15 protein-coding genes are annotated in these 16,895 nt (G+C 66.6%); 8 read left to right on the forward strand and 7 right to left on the reverse strand.

Annotated elements, in window-relative coordinates:
• The first annotated feature begins 66 nt into the window (after positions 1 to 66).
• Positions 67 to 2,460 (forward strand): DEAD/DEAH box helicase, encoded by a 2,394-nt coding sequence (locus tag FEZ61_RS15555; protein WP_173149371.1) that lies wholly within the window; start codon positions 67 to 69, stop codon positions 2,458 to 2,460.
• Between the two features lie 196 nt (positions 2,461 to 2,656).
• Here FEZ61_RS15555 and FEZ61_RS15560 read toward each other — a convergent pair whose 3' ends face one another.
• Positions 2,657 to 3,124, reverse strand: coding sequence for a DUF4442 domain-containing protein (locus FEZ61_RS15560; RefSeq protein ID WP_173149373.1), 468 nt, complete (start codon positions 3,122 to 3,124; stop codon positions 2,657 to 2,659).
• A 157-nt stretch (positions 3,125 to 3,281) separates the two neighbouring features.
• Entirely contained in the window at positions 3,282 to 4,472 is a 1,191-nt protein-coding gene (locus tag FEZ61_RS15565) for a sugar transporter (RefSeq protein WP_064307474.1), read from the reverse strand.
• A 417-nt stretch (positions 4,473 to 4,889) separates the two neighbouring features.
• On the opposite strand from FEZ61_RS15565, the gene FEZ61_RS15570 reads away from it, so the two are divergent.
• Both FEZ61_RS15570 and FEZ61_RS15575 read left to right on the forward strand, forming a co-directional pair.
• A complete protein-coding gene (locus FEZ61_RS15570) occupies positions 4,890 to 5,225 on the forward strand; it encodes a DUF305 domain-containing protein (RefSeq protein ID WP_017641945.1) in 336 nt (111 codons plus the stop codon).
• A gap of 61 nt (positions 5,226 to 5,286) precedes the next feature.
• A complete protein-coding gene (locus tag FEZ61_RS15575) occupies positions 5,287 to 5,667 on the forward strand; it encodes a VOC family protein (protein WP_026083944.1) in 381 nt (126 codons plus the stop codon).
• Here the strand turns inward: FEZ61_RS15575 and FEZ61_RS15580 are convergent.
• Positions 5,664 to 6,512, reverse strand: a complete 849-nt coding sequence (locus FEZ61_RS15580) for a CAP domain-containing protein (protein WP_064307473.1) — start codon at positions 6,510 to 6,512, stop codon at positions 5,664 to 5,666. The two genes, FEZ61_RS15575 and FEZ61_RS15580, sit on opposite strands and share 4 nt — an antisense overlap.
• A gap of 153 nt (positions 6,513 to 6,665) precedes the next feature.
• On the opposite strand from FEZ61_RS15580, the gene FEZ61_RS15585 reads away from it, so the two are divergent.
• From FEZ61_RS15585 to FEZ61_RS15605, 5 genes are all read left to right on the forward strand, one after another.
• Positions 6,666 to 6,947, forward strand: coding sequence for a peptidylprolyl isomerase (locus tag FEZ61_RS15585; protein ID WP_064307472.1), 282 nt, complete (start codon positions 6,666 to 6,668; stop codon positions 6,945 to 6,947).
• 93 nt (positions 6,948 to 7,040) lie between these two features.
• Positions 7,041 to 7,463, forward strand: coding sequence for a GFA family protein (locus FEZ61_RS15590; protein WP_064307471.1), 423 nt, complete (start codon positions 7,041 to 7,043; stop codon positions 7,461 to 7,463).
• A gap of 244 nt (positions 7,464 to 7,707) precedes the next feature.
• The gene (locus tag FEZ61_RS15595; protein WP_173149375.1) at positions 7,708 to 9,741 is read left to right on the forward strand and encodes a methyl-accepting chemotaxis protein; all 2,034 of its coding nucleotides are present in this window, start codon (positions 7,708 to 7,710) and stop codon (positions 9,739 to 9,741) included.
• A 595-nt stretch (positions 9,742 to 10,336) separates the two neighbouring features.
• Complete coding sequence (locus FEZ61_RS15600) at positions 10,337 to 11,932, forward strand: isocitrate lyase (protein ID WP_173149377.1); 1,596 nt, start codon at positions 10,337 to 10,339, stop codon at positions 11,930 to 11,932.
• A 26-nt stretch (positions 11,933 to 11,958) separates the two neighbouring features.
• Positions 11,959 to 12,288, forward strand: a complete 330-nt coding sequence (locus FEZ61_RS15605) for a hypothetical protein (RefSeq protein ID WP_064307468.1) — start codon at positions 11,959 to 11,961, stop codon at positions 12,286 to 12,288.
• Between the two features lie 111 nt (positions 12,289 to 12,399).
• Here FEZ61_RS15605 and prpD read toward each other — a convergent pair whose 3' ends face one another.
• From prpD to FEZ61_RS15625, 4 genes are all read right to left on the reverse strand, one after another.
• Entirely contained in the window at positions 12,400 to 13,884 is a 1,485-nt protein-coding gene (prpD, locus tag FEZ61_RS15610; protein WP_173149379.1) for a 2-methylcitrate dehydratase, read from the reverse strand.
• Positions 13,885 to 13,997: 113 nt separating this feature from the next.
• A complete protein-coding gene (prpC, locus tag FEZ61_RS15615) occupies positions 13,998 to 15,125 on the reverse strand; it encodes a 2-methylcitrate synthase (protein WP_173149381.1) in 1,128 nt (375 codons plus the stop codon).
• A gap of 55 nt (positions 15,126 to 15,180) precedes the next feature.
• A complete protein-coding gene (prpB, locus tag FEZ61_RS15620; RefSeq protein WP_173149383.1) occupies positions 15,181 to 16,068 on the reverse strand; it encodes a methylisocitrate lyase in 888 nt (295 codons plus the stop codon).
• Positions 16,069 to 16,072: 4 nt separating this feature from the next.
• Positions 16,073 to 16,774: a GntR family transcriptional regulator gene (locus FEZ61_RS15625; protein WP_068383852.1), complete on the reverse strand. Its 702-nt coding sequence runs from the start codon at positions 16,772 to 16,774 to the stop codon at positions 16,073 to 16,075.
• Positions 16,775 to 16,895 lie beyond the last annotated feature (121 nt).

Consider the following 16,895-nt stretch of genomic DNA (forward strand, 5'->3'; position numbering starts at 1 on the left):
CGGTGACCCCGTGGCTCCGGCCAGGGTCCCATGTCCTAATAGTCCCCCTGGAAAGCCTCTTCTCGCATGAGCGATCACCGCCTCCGCAAGCAACGCCGCCTCGAACGCCTGCAACGCTTCCTCGACTGGGCCGGCCGCACCCATCCCGACTTCGTCGCCAGGCAACAGCATCAGGAACTCTGGTTCAAACCCTACTCGGGTTATCCCCTGCCGCACCTGGGCCGTATCGCCAAGGCCTTCTGGCTGGGTCTCGACGAGGCCGCGGCGGTGGCCGCCGGCAGTGCGCCCGATCCCGACCGTCTGCTGGGCCAGGCGCTGCTCAGTGCCAGCAAGACCTTTGCCCATCCGGTGGACGTCTTCGGCAGCGAAACGCTCTTCACCGGCGGCGCGGCGAGCGAGCTGCTCGAACCGCACTGGGCACTGAACCTGGCCGACAGTGACTCCGCCGAGACCTTTGCCGCGGCGGTCGGCCAGCGCCTGGGCGATGCCGTGCGCGAGCGGCTGAGCATCCTGGCGGCACCCTTCGCCGAGATGGCCGAGGAAGATCGTCAGCGCGTACTGGAGCGGGTACCCCAGGCGCTGATCCGCCTGGACGACTTCCTGCCGCGCGCGGTGGAGGTGCTCAACGAGACGCGCCACGAGTTGAGATTCAATGTGGTGCTGACCCACGAGGACATCCGCCTGGAGATCCCCCGACGGCTGGCGGCCAACCAGGGGCGTCTGCTTGGCGACGCCGATGTGGCCGCGCTCAAGGCCGCCGCGGAGGGGGAATTGCGCGAGCGTTTCGCCGTGCTGGTGGGCGAAGCCGATGCTCTGGACTTCGACCTGCACCAGCTCGGCACCCCGCGCCTGCAGGAGCTGATGCGCCTGGAGAGCGACAAGCTGCGTCGCGCCCTGCGCCACGCCGTGGGCCAGCAGCGCGAGAAGATGGCCTTCGCCGTGCTGCTGGAAAACAATCCGCGCTTCGGCCAGTACCACCAGAACTATCCGGCCCGGCGCCTGACCCGCACCTGGACCGCGCTGCTCGGCCCCACCAACAGCGGCAAGACCCACAGGTCCATCGAAGCCATGGCGGCGGTGACCCACGCCATCTACCTGTCACCGTTGCGGCTGATGGCGCTGGAGAACCAGGAGCGCCTGGAATCCCTCGGTGTGCCCTGCTCCCTGGTCACCGGCGAGGAAGAGATCATCCGCCCGGGTGCCACCCATTTCTGCTGCACCGTGGAGGAATTCGCCCGCTTCCGCCGCCAGCAGTGGGAGGTAGTGGTGGTCGACGAGGTGCAGATGCTGGCCGATCCGCAGCGCGGCTGGGCCTGGGTCGATGCCCTGGTCAGCGCCCACACCAAGCGCCTGCTGATGACCGGCCCGGCGCTGATCGAACCCTCGCTGCGCACCCTCTGCGAGCTGTGCGAGGACCGCCTGGAGATCAAGCCCACCAAACGCCTGTCGCCGGTCACGGTGGCGCGCCACGCCACCACCCTGGAGCGCCTGGAACCGGGTTCGCTGCTGGTGGCCTTCAGCCGCCGGGTGGTGCTGGAACTCAAGGGCCTGCTGGAGATGGCCGGCCGCCGGGTGTCGGTGGTCTATGGCGCCCTCTCGCCGGAAGTGCGGCGGGAACAGGCGCGGCGCTTCCGCGAAGGCGAGACCGAGATCATGGTCGCCACCGATGCCGTGGGCATGGGCCTCAACCTGCCGGCCCATACCCTGTGCTTCTACACCGACGAGAAGTTCGACGGGGTGCAGAATCGCCCGCTACGGGTGCAGGAGGTCAAGCAGATCGGCGGTCGCGCCGGACGGTTCGGTCATCATGCCGAAGGGGAAATCACCGCGCTGGAGCCCCATGTACTGCGCAACATCAAGCGGCTGTTCCACAGCCCGGACGATCCGGTGGACCTGCACCAGTTCCAGGTGCGGCCGAGCCTGGAGCACCTGCGCGCCCTGTCCGACTTCATGGAAGAGCCCAGCCTGCTGCGCACCTGGCTGACCTTCAACCGCAACATCAACTATGGCGATGCCTTCGTCTCGGTGCTGCCCGAGGAACTGGCCGAGTGGGTCAAGCTGATCGACCTGCCGGGCATCGATTTCCAGCTGCGCTGGATCTTCGCCTGCACGCCGATCCGCGGCGGCCTGGAAGGCCCGGCCAGCGGCCAGGCCCAGCGCTGGCTGCGCCTGGTGGCCCGGGGCGAGCCGGTGGACCTGCCGCGCATCCCCCTGGGAACCGATCTCGCCGGCCTGGAAAGCGCCCTGCACGTGGTGGAGACCTATCTGCACCTGGCGCGCAGCCTGCCCGAATTGTTTCCCGCTCTGGAACGCGGCCAGGAGCATCGTGACCTGCTCAACGACGCCATCACCCGCGAGTTGTCGCGCCGCCGTCGGCCGCGGGGCCAGGAGAAGGGTCAGGGCAAGGGCGGCCGGCGCCAGGGGCGTGGGGAGCGCCGGGGTGGGCGCTTCGGGCGTTAGTTTCGTAGGTTGGCGCTGAGCGCAGCGAAGCCCAACAACGTGGACACCCCTACCCGCGATCGCCTCTCCCCCTTTCCCGCCGGGAGAGGGGGCGGTTGGCCGCGGAGGGTGGATAACGGCGCGGCCTTCCACCGTCTTGCGTTGGGCTTGCCCGTGGAAAACGCTACGCGATTTTCACGCTACCGGCCGGCCGCTCTTACCGAGACGTCGCCACCGGCAGCCGCGCCTTGAAGCTCCAGGTGAAGAAGAATTCCGCCACCTGCTCGCCACTCTCGTCGGTGCCGACGCTGCGCAGTTGCAGCACCTGGGGCTCGCCCGTGTCCCGGGCCAGCCGCAGCACCTCGGCGATGGCCTCGCCCTGGTCGCAGCGAAAGACGAGGGTGCCCACGGCCTTCTTGGTGAAGCGGGCGCTCATGGCCACCACCAGCATGGCGTAACGGCTGCCGGAACGGCGAATGTGCCGGTCGGCGAGGATGCCGGTGGAAAATTCCGCCGCCATGCCCTCCACCGCCCAGAACATGCTCTTGAAGGGATTCTGGTTCAGCCAGCCATGGGTGACCTGTATCTGGCAGCCGGCATCGTCCAGCTGGCGCAGGCGCAGGCCGGCGATCTTGGCGATGGGCACCTTGGTCCAGACGAAGAGATTGAACAGCAGTCGATTCATGGCGAGCGCATCCGGCAGCCTGGCCAAGGCGCCAGGAGCCCGCAGCTTAGCGCTTCGTCCCGGGCCGCTCCACGACTGACGGGCGCGGCCCGGTAGACAGTTCGCGACCTCTGGGTCGCCTAGCCGGGGCGCCTCGTCGAGGAGGCGCCCGCAAGCCTTACAGCGGATTGGCGTTGAGTTGCTCGGCGTAGCGGCGGGTCATGAAGACCGCGAACAGCAAGCCGGCCACCGCCAGGCTGCCGCCGACCAGGCCGACGTAGGGCATGCCGACATGGGTCCCTACCACGCTGCCCAGCAGGGCGCCGCCGCCGATGCCGACGTTGTAGATCCCGGAGAACAGCGCCATGGCGACGTCCGTGGCGTCCTTGGCCAGGGCCAGCACCTTGGCTTGCAGCGCCAGGCCGAAACTCATGATGGCGATGCCCCAGACCACGCTCAGGCCCTCCAGCATGAAGCTCTTCCAGGCGAAGGGCAGCAGCAACAGCAGCGACAGGGCGATGCCGGCGATGGCCGCGACCAGAAAGCCATTGGGGAATCTCAGACTGTAGCGGCTGAACAGCAGCGAACCTATGACCCCGGAACCGCCGAACAGCAGCAGCAAGGCGGTGATCTGCATGCCGCCCATGCCCGCCACTTCCACGGCGAAGGGCTCGATATAGCTGTAGCCGGTGAAATGGGCGGTCACCACCAGGGTGGTGAGCAGGTAGATGCACAGCAGCGCGGGGCGCTTGAACAATACCGGCAGGCTGGCCAGGGAACCGGAATTCTCGCTGGGCAGCAGCGGCAGGTTGCGCGCCAGCCAGAGCACCGTGCCCACCGCCAGCGCCGCGATGGCGACGAAGGTGTAGCGCCAGCCCAACAATTCGCCCAGCACCCGGCCCAACGGGATGCCCAGCACCATGGCCAGGCAGGTACCGGTAGCCAGCAGGCCGAGCGCCTGGGTCTGCTTGCCGGCCGGGGCGATGCGCACCGCCAGCGAGGCGGTGATCGACCAGAACACCGCATGGGAGAAGGCGATGCCGATGCGACTGGCCACCAGCACCTCGAAGCTCCAGGCCACCCCGGAGAGGCCGTGGCAGGCGACGAACACCGCGAAGACGAACATCAGTAGCCGCCGTCGCTCGATGGAGCGCGTGGCGAGCATCATCGGCAGCGACATCAGGGCGACCACCCAGGCGTAGATGGTCAGCATCAGCCCGACCTGCGAGGGACGCATGTCGAAGCTGCGACCGATGTCGCTGAGCAGCGCCACCGGGACGAATTCCGTGGTGTTGAAGATGAAGGCGGCCAGGGCCAGGGCGATGACACCGGACCAGCTGGGCTTCCGGGCTTCGGCGGTAGCATCCATGGGGGGTCTTCTACTCCAGAGCGAAGGGGTGGATAGCGACTTCCGGTCAGAAAGCCGACGACGAAAACCCACGAGCAAAGGCTTGGCCCGCCTGCGACGCCAGGTCGCGAGCGAGAAGTCTGCTGTAGGTAGGGATTGGAATTGGATGTAGTAAAAATTCTACGCTGCTGCGTCGGACCATCACAACCTCTCGCAGTTGCGCCCAGTGATGGCGATCGCCTGGTCGAAGCGGCCAACTGCCTGATCGGCGTCGCTTTTTCGCCCAGGGTTCAGCGCGCCGACCGCCTGGCGCTGCGACAAAACATCGCGAAACCTTTTATCCAGCTCTGGCTACCAGCGAAACGCGCCGGATGATTTGACCTTACCCCAGGGGCAAGCTCTAGCCTCGGCGTCATCAGCCCAGTCAGGAGTCCGAACATGCGTATTGTCCTTTCCTCCACCCTGCTCGCCCTCACCCTGCTGGCGGGCGGCGTCGCCCAGGCCGCCGAAACCCAGCACCAGAACCACCAGGACATGCAGAAGAGCATGGAGGCAATGCACCAGGGCATGGAAGAAGGCCTCAAGGCCAAGGATCCGGATCTGGCCTTCGCCAAGGGCATGCTGGCCCACCACGAGGGCGCCGTCGACATGGCCCGCTACCAGCTCCAGCACGGCAAGGACCCGGAGATGCGCACGCTGGCCGAGGACATCATCCAGGCCCAGCAGAAGGAGATCGATCAGCTCAATCGCTGGATCAAGGCCCACGCCAAGTGATGGTGCGCCGCGCCCGGGACTGGCACAGTGAAAGACCAGTCCGGTCGCGGAGACCGCCATGCTGATCGATCATCTGGATCATCTGGTCCTGACCACCACGGACCTCGCCGCCTGCGAGGATTTCTACACCCGGGTGCTGGGCATGCGCCTGGAGGTATTCGGTGCGGGGCGCAAGGCGCTGCGCTATGGCAACCAGAAGATCAATCTGCATGAGCGGGGGCACGAATTCGAACCCAAGGCGCACCTGCCGGTGCCGGGCGCCCTCGACCTCTGCTTTATCGCCCACCAGTCGCTGGACGCCGTGATCGCCCATCTCCAACGCGAAGGCTGGCCGATCCTGGAAGGCCCAGTGGCACGCACCGGCGCCACCGGACCGATCCGCTCGGTCTATGTCCGCGATCCCGATCTCAACCTCATCGAGATCGCCGAGTACCCGACCTAGCGCGGCCGGCCGAACACCTGGGTCCAGTAGAGACTGTGGGTGCTGCGCGGATTCAAGGCGTAGGCCGCCCCCATCTCGGTGAACTCCGGATTCATCAGGTTGGCGCAATGCCCCGGGCTGGCCAACCAGCCCTGCATGGCCTGAGCGACCGAACCGGCACCGGCAGCGATGTTCTCGCCGATCCGAGTCCAGCCGTAGCCCTGCTTGGCCACCCGCTCGGCAACGGTGCCGCCGCCGGGCGCCGTGTGGGAGAAGTAGTCGCGGCCGGCCATGTCCTGACTGTGGGCCAGGGCGGCATTGGCCAGGGCCGGATTCCAGCGCAGCGGCGCGGTGGCGGCGAAGCGCCGGGTACCGCAGGTGCGGGCCTGGGCCCGGGCGCGATTGACCTCGGCCAGGACGGCCTTGCCGGCCGTCTGCCAGTCGCCCAGTCCGGCGCTCACCACCGGGCGCGCCAGCACCAGCTGCCAGCGCGGTCCCTGCTGACTCACCCCGATCTGGGCATAGTCGTTGCTGGCCAGCGGCCGGCAGTACTGCTGGCGCAGCCCGGCCATGGCCGCCTGGGCGGTGGGCGCGCCCGCCAGCATGATCACCTGCACCGCCGACGCCTGGTAGCCCGCGGCGCGCAGATCGCTCTGCAGGCGATCCCGGCCGCTCAGCCGGACGGCGGCCAGGCGACTGTCGGCGGCAAGGGGCGCGGCGGCGCGCACGCCGGGGCAGCCCTGGGGCGCGGCGCGATAGGCGTTGATCAGACTGACCAGCCGTGCCTCCTCGGGCGTCGCCGCCAGGGCGACATCGGCCAGCAGGCCTGTGGTCAGCAGCAGGGAAAAGGCAAGAAGGCGAGGCATGGGCGGGCCGATCCGGAAAACAGGGAAGCGCTATTTACCCGCCCTGCATCTGGGGCGCAACCCAAACGGCTCGCCAGCCGAGGAACGGATGGCAGTTTGCTTGCAGGGGTGATTGGAGTAGGCTCGCCCGCTCATTCAACAGGAGTTTCTCCCATGGCCAAAGCCTCTGCCCGCCACATCCTGGTTTCCAGCGAAGACAAGTGCAACGAACTCAAAGCCGCCATCGAAGGGGGCGCCGACTTCGCCCAGGTGGCCAAGGACAACTCCAGCTGCCCCTCCAGCCGTCAGGGCGGCGACCTGGGCACCTTCCGCCCGGGCCAGATGGTCAAGGAATTCGACACCGTGGTGTTCAGCGCCCCACTGCACCAGGTCCAGGGTCCGGTAAAGACCCAGTTCGGCTATCACCTGGTGGAAGTCACCAGCCGCGAGGATTGATCGCGCCGGTGCTCCTGCTCGCGGCGGGGGCACCTCCCTTCCCTGCGCCCAACCGGCTATCCTGCAGACTTCCTGCCTCCCGAGGATAGCGCCATGTCCCTTCCCCTCGAACGTCACGGCCAGTGCCTGTGCGGCGCCGTCCAGCTGGATTGCCGTCTCGACAACGCCCACGTATCCGCCTGCCATTGCCGGACCTGTCGTCGCTGGAGCGGTGGCCCGCTGCTGGCGGTGGAATGCACCCAGCCTCCCGTGATCGGCGGTAGCGACGCCCTGATGGTGCATGCCTCGTCCGACTGGGCGGAGCGTGGCTTTTGTAGCCACTGTGGCACCCATCTGTTCTATCGCCTCAAGGCCGAGCCGCACTACGCCATTCCGGTAGGCCTGCTCGAGGGCGAGGACTGGGTGCTGGACAGCGAGATCTTCATCGAGGAACAGCCAGCCTGGTACTGCTTCGGGCACTCGCGTCGTCGGCTGACCGGCGCCGAGGCCTTCGCCGAGCACGGCGAACAGGACTAGTCCAGCCGCGCTCCGTTCTCCGCGTCCGTCATGACCGCCGGTCGCCTGGGTCAGACTGTCCTCAAGGCGTCCGCCGCGATCCTTATCGCGCCAAGGCTCGTGCCAGAGCCTCGGCCTCCTTTCGCCCTCTGATGCCGTTGCCCGCTTGCCTGCGGCCTGGGCGCACACCCCTATCAAGCCGCCGCCAACGGCGCCGATGCCTGGGTGAGCTCCCTTTCCCAGCCTGCCCACAAGAGGAACAATCATGGGGTTTCTGCAACGCTTCGGCGCGCGCGCCCGCCTGGGCGGTAGTGGCGTGTTCAGCCTGACCTGCTCCGCCCGCGAACTAGGCGACCGCCTTGGCGGCGTCGCCCTCCAGCCCACCTTCATCACCGGCTTCGTCTCGCCGCACCTGGACCTGGACGTCATCGCCCGGCAACTGGTGGCCCGCTTTCCCGAAGCCTCCATCAGCCTGTGTACCACCTCCGGCGAACTCTGCGGCAGCGAACAGCGCCTGTACTGCGCCGCCGATGGCGCCTGGGACCGGCTGGTGCTGCAATTCTTCGACGCCTCGGTGATCGCCTCGGCCGAGGTGGTGCACGTGCCGCTCGACAGCGAGGACATCCGCCGTGGCGGACCGCGGCGCAGCATGAAGAAACGCCTCGCCCGCCTGACCGAGTCGCTCAAGCGCCTGCAGGTGCGCACGCCCATCGATCACCGCGATACCCTGGCCTTCGTGCTGTTCGATGGCCTGTCCGCCTCGGAATCCTTTTTCATGGAGGCGCTGTACGAGTCCGGCCGCTTCCCCTGCCTGTTCGTCGGCGGCTCCGCCGGCGGCAAGGGCGATTTCCGCCAGACGCTGCTGCACGATGGCCGCAAAGCCTATGAAAATCATGCCCAGCTGGTCTTTCTGAAGATGGCCAGGAACACCCGCTTCGGGGTGTTCAAGAGCCAGAATTTCAGCGCCACGCCGCTCAGCCTCAGTGTCCTCACCGCCTCCCTGGAAGAACGCTACATCAGCCAGGTGGTCGACAGCCGCGGCCAGATCAAGAGCATGGTGGCCGCCCTCTGCGAGGCCCTGAGTTGCCGCGCGGACCAGCTGGAACAGCGCCTGGCGGACTACTCCTTCGCCATCCGCGTCGGCGAGGAGCTGTTCGTTCGCTCCATCGCCCGCATCGACTACGAGCGCGAGCGCATCCACCTGTTCTGCGACGTGGCGCCCGGTGAGGAGCTGGTGATGGTCAAGCGCACCTCCCTGGTGGACACCACCCGCCAGGACTTCGCCCGCTTCCTGCAGGGCAAGAGCGGCACCCCGCTGGTGGGGGTGCTCAACGACTGCATCCTGCGCCGCGCCAACAACGGCGCCGAACTGCCGCGCATGGGCGAGGTGTTCGGCCAGACGCCGGTGGTGGGCTTTTCCACCTTTGGCGAGATCCTTGGCCTCAATCTCAACCAGACCCTCACCGCGGTGTTCTTTTTTCGCACCCCCGAAGGTGCGCCCTTCCGCGACGACTACGTCGACAACTTTGCCGCTCACTATGGCGAATTCAAGGCCTTCTTCCTGCGCCGACAGATCAAGAAGCTGGCGGGCCTGAGCCAGGTGGTGGTCAACCAGATCGACGAATTCAAGCGGCAGAACTTCACCGGCATCGTGGATGCCCAGGGCCTCGACGACTCCATCCAGGCGGTGTTCGGCGGCCTCGCCGATCTGGGCCAGGTCCTGCGCCAGGCGCACCAAAGTCGCCAGGAGATCGGTGAGCAGCTGCGGCACTACTCCGGCGAACTGCACAGCAGCATGGACGATCTGGCCGGCAACATCCTGCAGCAGGGCGAAGTCACCCGCCAGGCCGACGGCACCGTGCAGAACCTCACCGACCAGGCCGAGGAGGTGGTGCGCAGCGCCAACGAGCTGAGCCAGTCGAGCCTGCGCATCCAGTCCATCGTCCAGGTGATCCAGCAGATCGCCGGCCAGACCAACCTGCTGGCGCTCAACGCGGCCATCGAAGCGGCGCGCGCCGGCGAAAGCGGCCGGGGCTTCGCGGTGGTGGCCGACGAGGTACGCAACCTCGCGGCCATCACCCACAAGAACGCCGCCGAGATCGGAGCCGATATCGACCAGCTGTCCCGCGCCATCAGCGAGGTCGGCGCCCATATCGCCGGCCAGGCCAAGGACGTGGGCTCGCTGCAGGATCTGCTCGCCGCCCTGCGCGAGTCCGGCCGCCTCACGGCCCAGACCTCCCACCGCACCAAGGATATCGCCGACACCCTGACCGGCCTCACCGCCGCCACGGCACCTTGAGCCCAAGGGACTTACCGTTCGTCGGTACTGACCGGTAAGTCCCGCCGCCTTTGCCTGCCTCTGCCTCTCGCCAGAGGCAGATACCGGAACCCCTCGAATCACCTTCCGAGTGACCGCAAGGTCACGGCCAGTGCCGTGGCTTGCGGTCCTGTTTTGCTCAATCCGGCGACCAATGGGTCAGCAATAGACGCCCCAAACCCGCTCCTGGCCGCCTCTACGACTTTTGTAGTGCTTATACGAAAGCACTACAAAACACGATTGACGACGTGCCTATCTCCTGCAAATCTCTAGCTGCACCGGACGCGAACCCCCTATCCATGCGGGTCGCGCCTGGGCTCCGGGTGACCCTCGGGCCGTCCTGCGTAGTGATGCTCAAGAGGCACTACAAGAGAAGACGACTGAAATGCCGCGCTGCTCGAGGCAGCGTCGCCAGAGGTGACGTCCGGATCCATGCAGGTACGTACGGCGACATGACTCGACAGCTGGGCTGACCTTTCGCCTTCGCGACCGGTATCCGGGTGGCAACCGCCACCCCGCTGCCGGACGTTGGGAAAAGACTGGTACCCAAGCCAACCTCATCGAGAAGGATCGACTCATGTCCGCTTACGAGAACGACGTTCAGGCCATCGCCGCCCTCAAGACCACTGCCGGCAATCACTGGAGCGCCATCAACCCGGAATACGCCGCGCGGATGCGTCTGCAGAATCGCTTCAAGACCGGTCTCGACATCGCCCGCCACTGCGCGGCCATCATGCGCCGGGACATGGCCGCCTACGACGCCGACAGCAGCGCCTACACCCAGTCGCTGGGGTGCTGGCACGGCTTCATCGGGCAGCAGAAGCTGATCGCCATCAAGAAGCACCTGGGCAGCACGAAAGGCCGCTACCTCTATCTGTCGGGCTGGATGATCGCCGCGCTGCGCTCGGAATTCGGCCCGTTGCCCGATCAGTCCATGCACGAGAAAACCAGCGTGCCGGCGCTGATCGAAGAGCTCTACACCTTCCTGCGTCAGGCCGACGCCCGCGAGCTGGCCATGCTGTTCCGCGAGCTGGATGCCGCCCGCGCCGCCGACGAGAACGCCAAGGCCGCCGCCATCCAGGCCAAGATCGACAACTACGAGACCCACGTGGTGCCGATCATCGCCGACATCGACGCCGGTTTCGGCAATGCCGAGGCCACCTACCTGCTGGCCAAGAAGATGATCGAAGCCGGGGCCTGCTGCATCCAGCTGGAAAACCAGGTCTCCGACGAGAAACAGTGCGGCCACCAGGACGGCAAGGTCACGGTGCCCCACGAGGACTTCCTGGCCAAGATCAACGCGGTGCGCTACGCCTTCCTCGAACTGGGCGTGGACGAGGGCGTCATCGTCGCCCGCACCGACTCCCTGGGCGCCGGCCTGACCAAGCAGATCGCCGTGAGCAAGCAGCCGGGCGACCTGGGCGACCAGTACAACGGCTTCCTCGACTGCGACGAGGTGGACGCCAGCCAACTGGGCAACGGCGACGTCCTCATCAGCCGCGACGGCAAGCTGCTCAAGCCCAAGCGCCTGGCCAGCGGCCTGTTCCAGTTCCGTGCCGGCAGCGGCGTGGACCGGGTGGTGCTGGACTGCATCACCTCGCTGCAGAACGGCGCCGACCTGCTGTGGATCGAGACCGAGAAGCCCCACGTCGGCCAGATCAAGGCCATGGTCGACCGCATCCGCGAAGTCGTGCCCAACGCCAAGCTGGTCTACAACAACAGCCCCTCCTTCAACTGGACCCTGAGTTTCCGTCAGCAGGTGTTCGACGCCCTGCAGGCCGAAGGCAAGGACGTGTCCGCCTACGACCGCGCCAAGCTGATGAGCGTGGACTACGACGACACCGAACTGGGGCGTCTGGCCGATGCGCGGATCCAGAGCTTCCAGCGCGATGCAGCGCGGGAAGCGGGCATCTTCCACCACCTGATCACCCTGCCCACCTACCACACCGCGGCCCTGTCCACCGACAACCTGGCCAAGGGCTACTTCGCCGAGGAAGGCATGCTGGCCTACGTCAAGGGCGTGCAGCGCCAGGAGATCCGCCAGGGCATCGCCTGCGTCAAGCACCAGAACATGGCCGGCTCGGACATGGGCGACGACCACAAGGAATACTTTGCCGGGGAAGCCGCGCTCAAGGCGGCGGGCAAGGACAACACCATGAACCAATTCCATTGATCACGGCCACTGTGGAGGACACGCTCATGAACCTGAACGACAACCCCAGCCTGGACGATCTCAAGCAACTCTTCGCCGGGCTCAAGGACAAGAATCACAACCATATCCTCTGGGTCTGCGAGAGCGGCGCGGTGCATGTCGACCGCCTGCCCGGCGGCGAGACGCCCGAGCAGTTCGAGCAGCGCCATCCCAGCCTGCGCATCCGCTTCAAGACCTACAACAGAGGCGGCGGCTACGTCGGCAAATCGGCGGCAGCGGACGAGCACTTCATCAGGAGCGTCCACGCTGCCCTGCAGGAACACTGGCGCCTGGCCGGTCGGCAGCAACGCCCGGCCTATGTGGACCGTTACTACTAAAAGAAAAGGGCGCGACGGGTAGTTGACCACCCGCCATGCCCTGCCCCACCTTCGAGGCGACTCGCCTGATCCTGCATGGCCCTGCAGGCTCGATCGAGTCGCCTCCTCTATTCAAAGAACGAACAGATCCACGAAGCGGTGCACGGGGGTGGCTTCCAGTCCCGCCTGGTCCTTGCACAGCTCGAAGATCTGGGCGCAGCGAGCGGCCGTGAAGCGCGTCGCCAGGTTGCTCTGGAATTTGCGCTCCAGCAGCGGAATGCCCTCTTCACGACGACGGCGATGACCTACCGGGTACTCGATGGCGATCTTCTCGGTGCTGCTGCCATCGGTGAAGAACACCTGCAGGGCGTTGGCGATGGAACGCTTGTCGGCTTCCAGGTATTCGCGGCTGTAGCGCTCGTCCTCGACGATCTCCATCTTCTCGCGCAACTGGTCGATCCGTGGATGGGCCTGGTGGAAGGCGTCCTCATAGTGCTCGGCGACCAGATCGCCGAACAGCAGCGGCACGGCGATCATGTACTGCAGGCAGTGGTCACGGTCGGCGGCGTTGGCCATGGGGCCCTGCTTGGAGATGATGCGGATGGCCGATTCGTGGGTGGTCACCACGATCTTCTCGATCTGGTCCACCCGGTCGCGGACCTGGGGATGCAGGATCACCGCGGCCTCGGCGGCGGTCTGGGCGTGGAATTCCGCCGGGAAGCTGATCTTGAACAGCACGTTTTCCATCACGTAGCTGCCGAAGCCCTGGGGGAAGCGGAACTGGCGCTGGTCGACGGGCTTGGTGGCCAGGTCCTTGTTGGTGTGGCTGAACAGCACGTCATAGAAGCCCCACTGGGGCGCGCTGAGTACGCCAGGGATGCCCATCTCGCCACGCAGGGCGATGTCGGCCAGGCGCACACCGCGGCTGGAGGCGTCGCCGGCGGCCCAGGACTTGCGGCTGCCGGCGTTGGGCGCATGGCGGTAGGTGCGCAGCGCCTGGCCATCGACGAAGGCATGGGACAGGGCTGACAGCAGCTGCTCGCGGTTGGCCCCCATCAGCTTGGCGCTGACCGCGGTGGACGCCAGCTTGACCAGGAAGACGTGGTCCAAGCCGACGCGGTTGAAGGAGTTCTCCAGGGCGAACACCCCCTGGATCTCGTGGGCCATGATCATGGCCTCCAGCGCCTGGCGCATGGTCAGGGGCGCTTCGCCCTGGGCCACGCGGCGCTGGGAGAGGTGGTCGGCCACCGCCAGGATGGCGCCGAGGTTGTCGGAAGGGTGGCCCCATTCGGCCGCCAGCCAGGTGTCGTTGTAGTCCAGCCAGCGAATGATGCAGCCGATGTCCCAGGCCGCCTTGACCGGATCCAGGCGATAGCTGGTGCCCGGCACCCGCGCACCCTGGGGCACCACGGTGCCTTCCACCTGGGGGCCGAGCAGCTTGGTGCACTCGGGGAAGCGCAGGGATAGCAGGCCGCAGCCCAGAGTGTCCATCAGGCAGTTGCGGGCGGTGTCCAGGGCTTCCTGGGATTCCACCTGATAGTTCAGCACGTAGTCGGCCAGGTCCTGGATGACCTGGTCGTAGTCGGGCCGGTTGTTGAGATCGACGTTGGCGCTCATGGGGTTTTGGTTCCTTACATCGTGGTCATGGCGGTCCGCCGATGCGGCCGCTCCTACAAGTTTGGTCATGGAACGCTCCCGTAGGAGCGGCCCATGGCCGCGATCAGAGATGTTCAGCGATTGGCGATGGGCGTGAAGGCCCGCTGCTCGACACCGATGTAGTCCGCGCTGGGGCGGATGATGCGGTTGTCGGCGCGCTGCTCGAAGACATGGGCACACCAGCCGGCCGTGCGCGAGCAGACGAAGATCGGGGTGAATAGCGGCGTCGGGATGCCGAGGAAGTGATAGGCCGAGGCGTGATAAAAGTCGGCGTTGGGAAACAACCCCTTCTCTTCCTTCATGGTGCGGTCGATGGCTTCCGAGACCGGGAACAGCACCCTGTCGCCCACCTCCGCCGCCAGTTGCCGGGCGTAGTCCTTGATCACCTCGTTGCGCGGATCGCTGTCGCGGTAGATGGCGTGACCGAAGCCCATCACCTTTTCCTTGCGTTCGAGCATCTGCTTGAGGCCAGTGACCGCTTCCTCGGGCGAGGCGAAGCGCTCGATCAGCGCCATGGCTGCCTCGTTGGCCCCACCGTGCAGCGGCCCGCGCAGGGAGCCGATGGCACCGGTGACGCAGGAATAGAGGTCGGACAGCGTCGAGGCGCAGACCCGGGCGGTAAAGGTGGAAGCGTTGAATTCGTGCTCGGCATAGAGGATCAGCGAGACGTTCATCACCCGGGCATGCAGGTCGCTGGGTGCCTTGCCGTGCAACAGGGTGAGGAAGTGGCTGGCGATGTCCGGGGCGTCACTGATGCAGTCGATACGGGTGCCGCTCTGGCTGAAGTGATGCCAGTAGAGCAGGATCGCCGGGAAGGCGCCGAGCAGGCGGTCGGCGACCTGCTGCTGGTCGGAGAAGCTGTGCTCCGGCTCCAGGGTACCCAGCAGCGAGGCACCGGTGCGCATCACATCCATGGGGTGGGCACTGGCGGGAATGCGCTCCAGGCCTTCCTTGAGCGGCTGCGGCAGGTCGCGCAGAGCAGCCAGGCGCTGGCGATAGGCGTCCAGTTGCGCCTGGGTGGGCAGCTCGCCATAGAGCAACAGGTGAGCCACCTCCTCGAAGTCGGCCCCAGCAGCCAACTCACGGATGTCATAGCCCCGGTAGGTGAGTCCGGCGCCGGTCTTGCCGACGGTGCATAGCGCGGTGCGGCCGGCGACCTGGCCACGCAGGCCGGCGCCGCCGAGGGTTTTGCTGTCTGCCATCGTCTCGCTCCTCTTGGAGTTGTTGTGCGAAAAAGCGGGCGTTCAGGGTGGAGCGTCAGGATTTGCCTTGCTGGAACAGGCGATCCAGCTGGTCCTCATAACGGTGGTAATCGATGCGGTCGTAGAGTTCGGCGCGGGTCTGCATGGTGTCGACCACCGCCTGCTGGCTACCGTCGCGACGGATCGCGGTGTAGACGTTTTCGGCGGCGCGGTTGGCGGCACGAAAGGCCGACAGCGGATAGAGCACCAGGCCGACGTCGGCGCCGGCCAGCTCCTCGGTGGTGAACAGCGGCGTGGCGCCGAACTCGGTGATGTTGGCCAGGATCGGCACCCCTACCGCCTGGGCGAACTGGCGGTACATGGGCAGTTCGGTCATGGCCTCGGGAAAGATCATGTCGGCGCCGGCCTCGACACAGGCGCAGGCGCGGTCGATGGCGGCCTGCAGGCCTTCCACGGCCAGGGCATCGGTGCGCGCCATGATGACGAAGTCCGGGTCGGTGCGGGCATCCACCGCCGCCTTGATGCGATCGACCATCTCCTGCTGGCTGACGATTTCCTTGCCGGGTCGATGACCGCAGCGCTTGGCGCCCACCTGATCCTCGATATGCATGGCCGCCGCGCCCGCCTTGATCAAGGCGCGGGTGGTGCGGGCGACGTTGAAGGCCGAGGCACCAAAGCCGGTATCGACGTCCACCAGCAGCGGCAGGTCGCAGACATCGGTGATGCGACGCACGTCGATCAGCACATCTTCCAGGCCGCTGATGCCCAGGTCCGGCAACCCCAGGGAGCCGGCCGCGACCCCGCCGCCGGAGAGGTAGACGGCCTGGAAGCCGGCGCGCTTGGCCAGCAGCGCATGATTGGCGTTGAGGGTGCCGACCACCTGCAGCGGGCGTTCGGCGGCGACGGCGGCGCGGAATTTCTGGCCGGGACTGACGGCAGGCATGGCGTTACCTCGACTGATCGGTGACTAGGGGATGGTGCTGCAGGTTGCGCTTGGAGGCGGCGATGTGGCGGCGCATCAGCAGTTCGGCCAGTTCGCCATCGCCTTCGGCCAGGGCATCGAGGATGCGATGGTGCTCGGCGAAGGCCTGGCGCGGCCGATTGGGGGTGGCGGAGACCTTGAGCCGGTACATGCGCACCAGGTGATAGAGCTCGCCGCAGAGCAGCCGCACCAGCATGCCGTTGCCGCTGGCCTGAATGATGCGGTAGTGGAAGTCGTGGTCGCCTTCCTGCAGGTAGTAACCGGTGCCGGCCTGGAACGCCGGATCGCGCTCGTGGGTATCCAGCAGCTGGCGCAGTTCGTCGATGCCCTGGGGCGTGAGGCGTTCGGCCGCCAGGCGGCAGGCCATGCCTTCGAGGGATTCGCGGATCTCGTAGAGCTCGACCAGCTCAGCCAGACTCAGGGCGGCGACCCGCGCGCCGGCATGGGGCACCCGCACCACCAGGCGCTGGCCTTCCAGCCGGTGGATGGCCTCGCGCAGCGGCCCGCGGCTGATGCCGTAGGTGCGCGCCAACTCGGGCTCGGAAATCTTGCTGCCCGGCGCCACGTCGCCACGGACGATGGCCTCGCGGATCCGGCGGAAGACCTGCTCGGAGAGGGTCCCACTGTCGGTCTCGGGCGCTTCGACCTGGAGGGGGCTATCGATCATTGTCGACACCTTTTGTGTTTATGGGTCAGATAACTACGCCTGAACGCCATTACAGTCAATCTTTGTCGACAATCCAGCTGTGACACCCTGTATCTCGCTCTCGCCCCAGGCGGTTCGCTAC

The organism is Pseudomonas sp. MS15a(2019), from assembly GCF_013277805.1.
GTDB classification, from domain to species: Bacteria; Pseudomonadota; Gammaproteobacteria; order Pseudomonadales; family Pseudomonadaceae; genus Chryseomonas; species Chryseomonas benzopyrenica.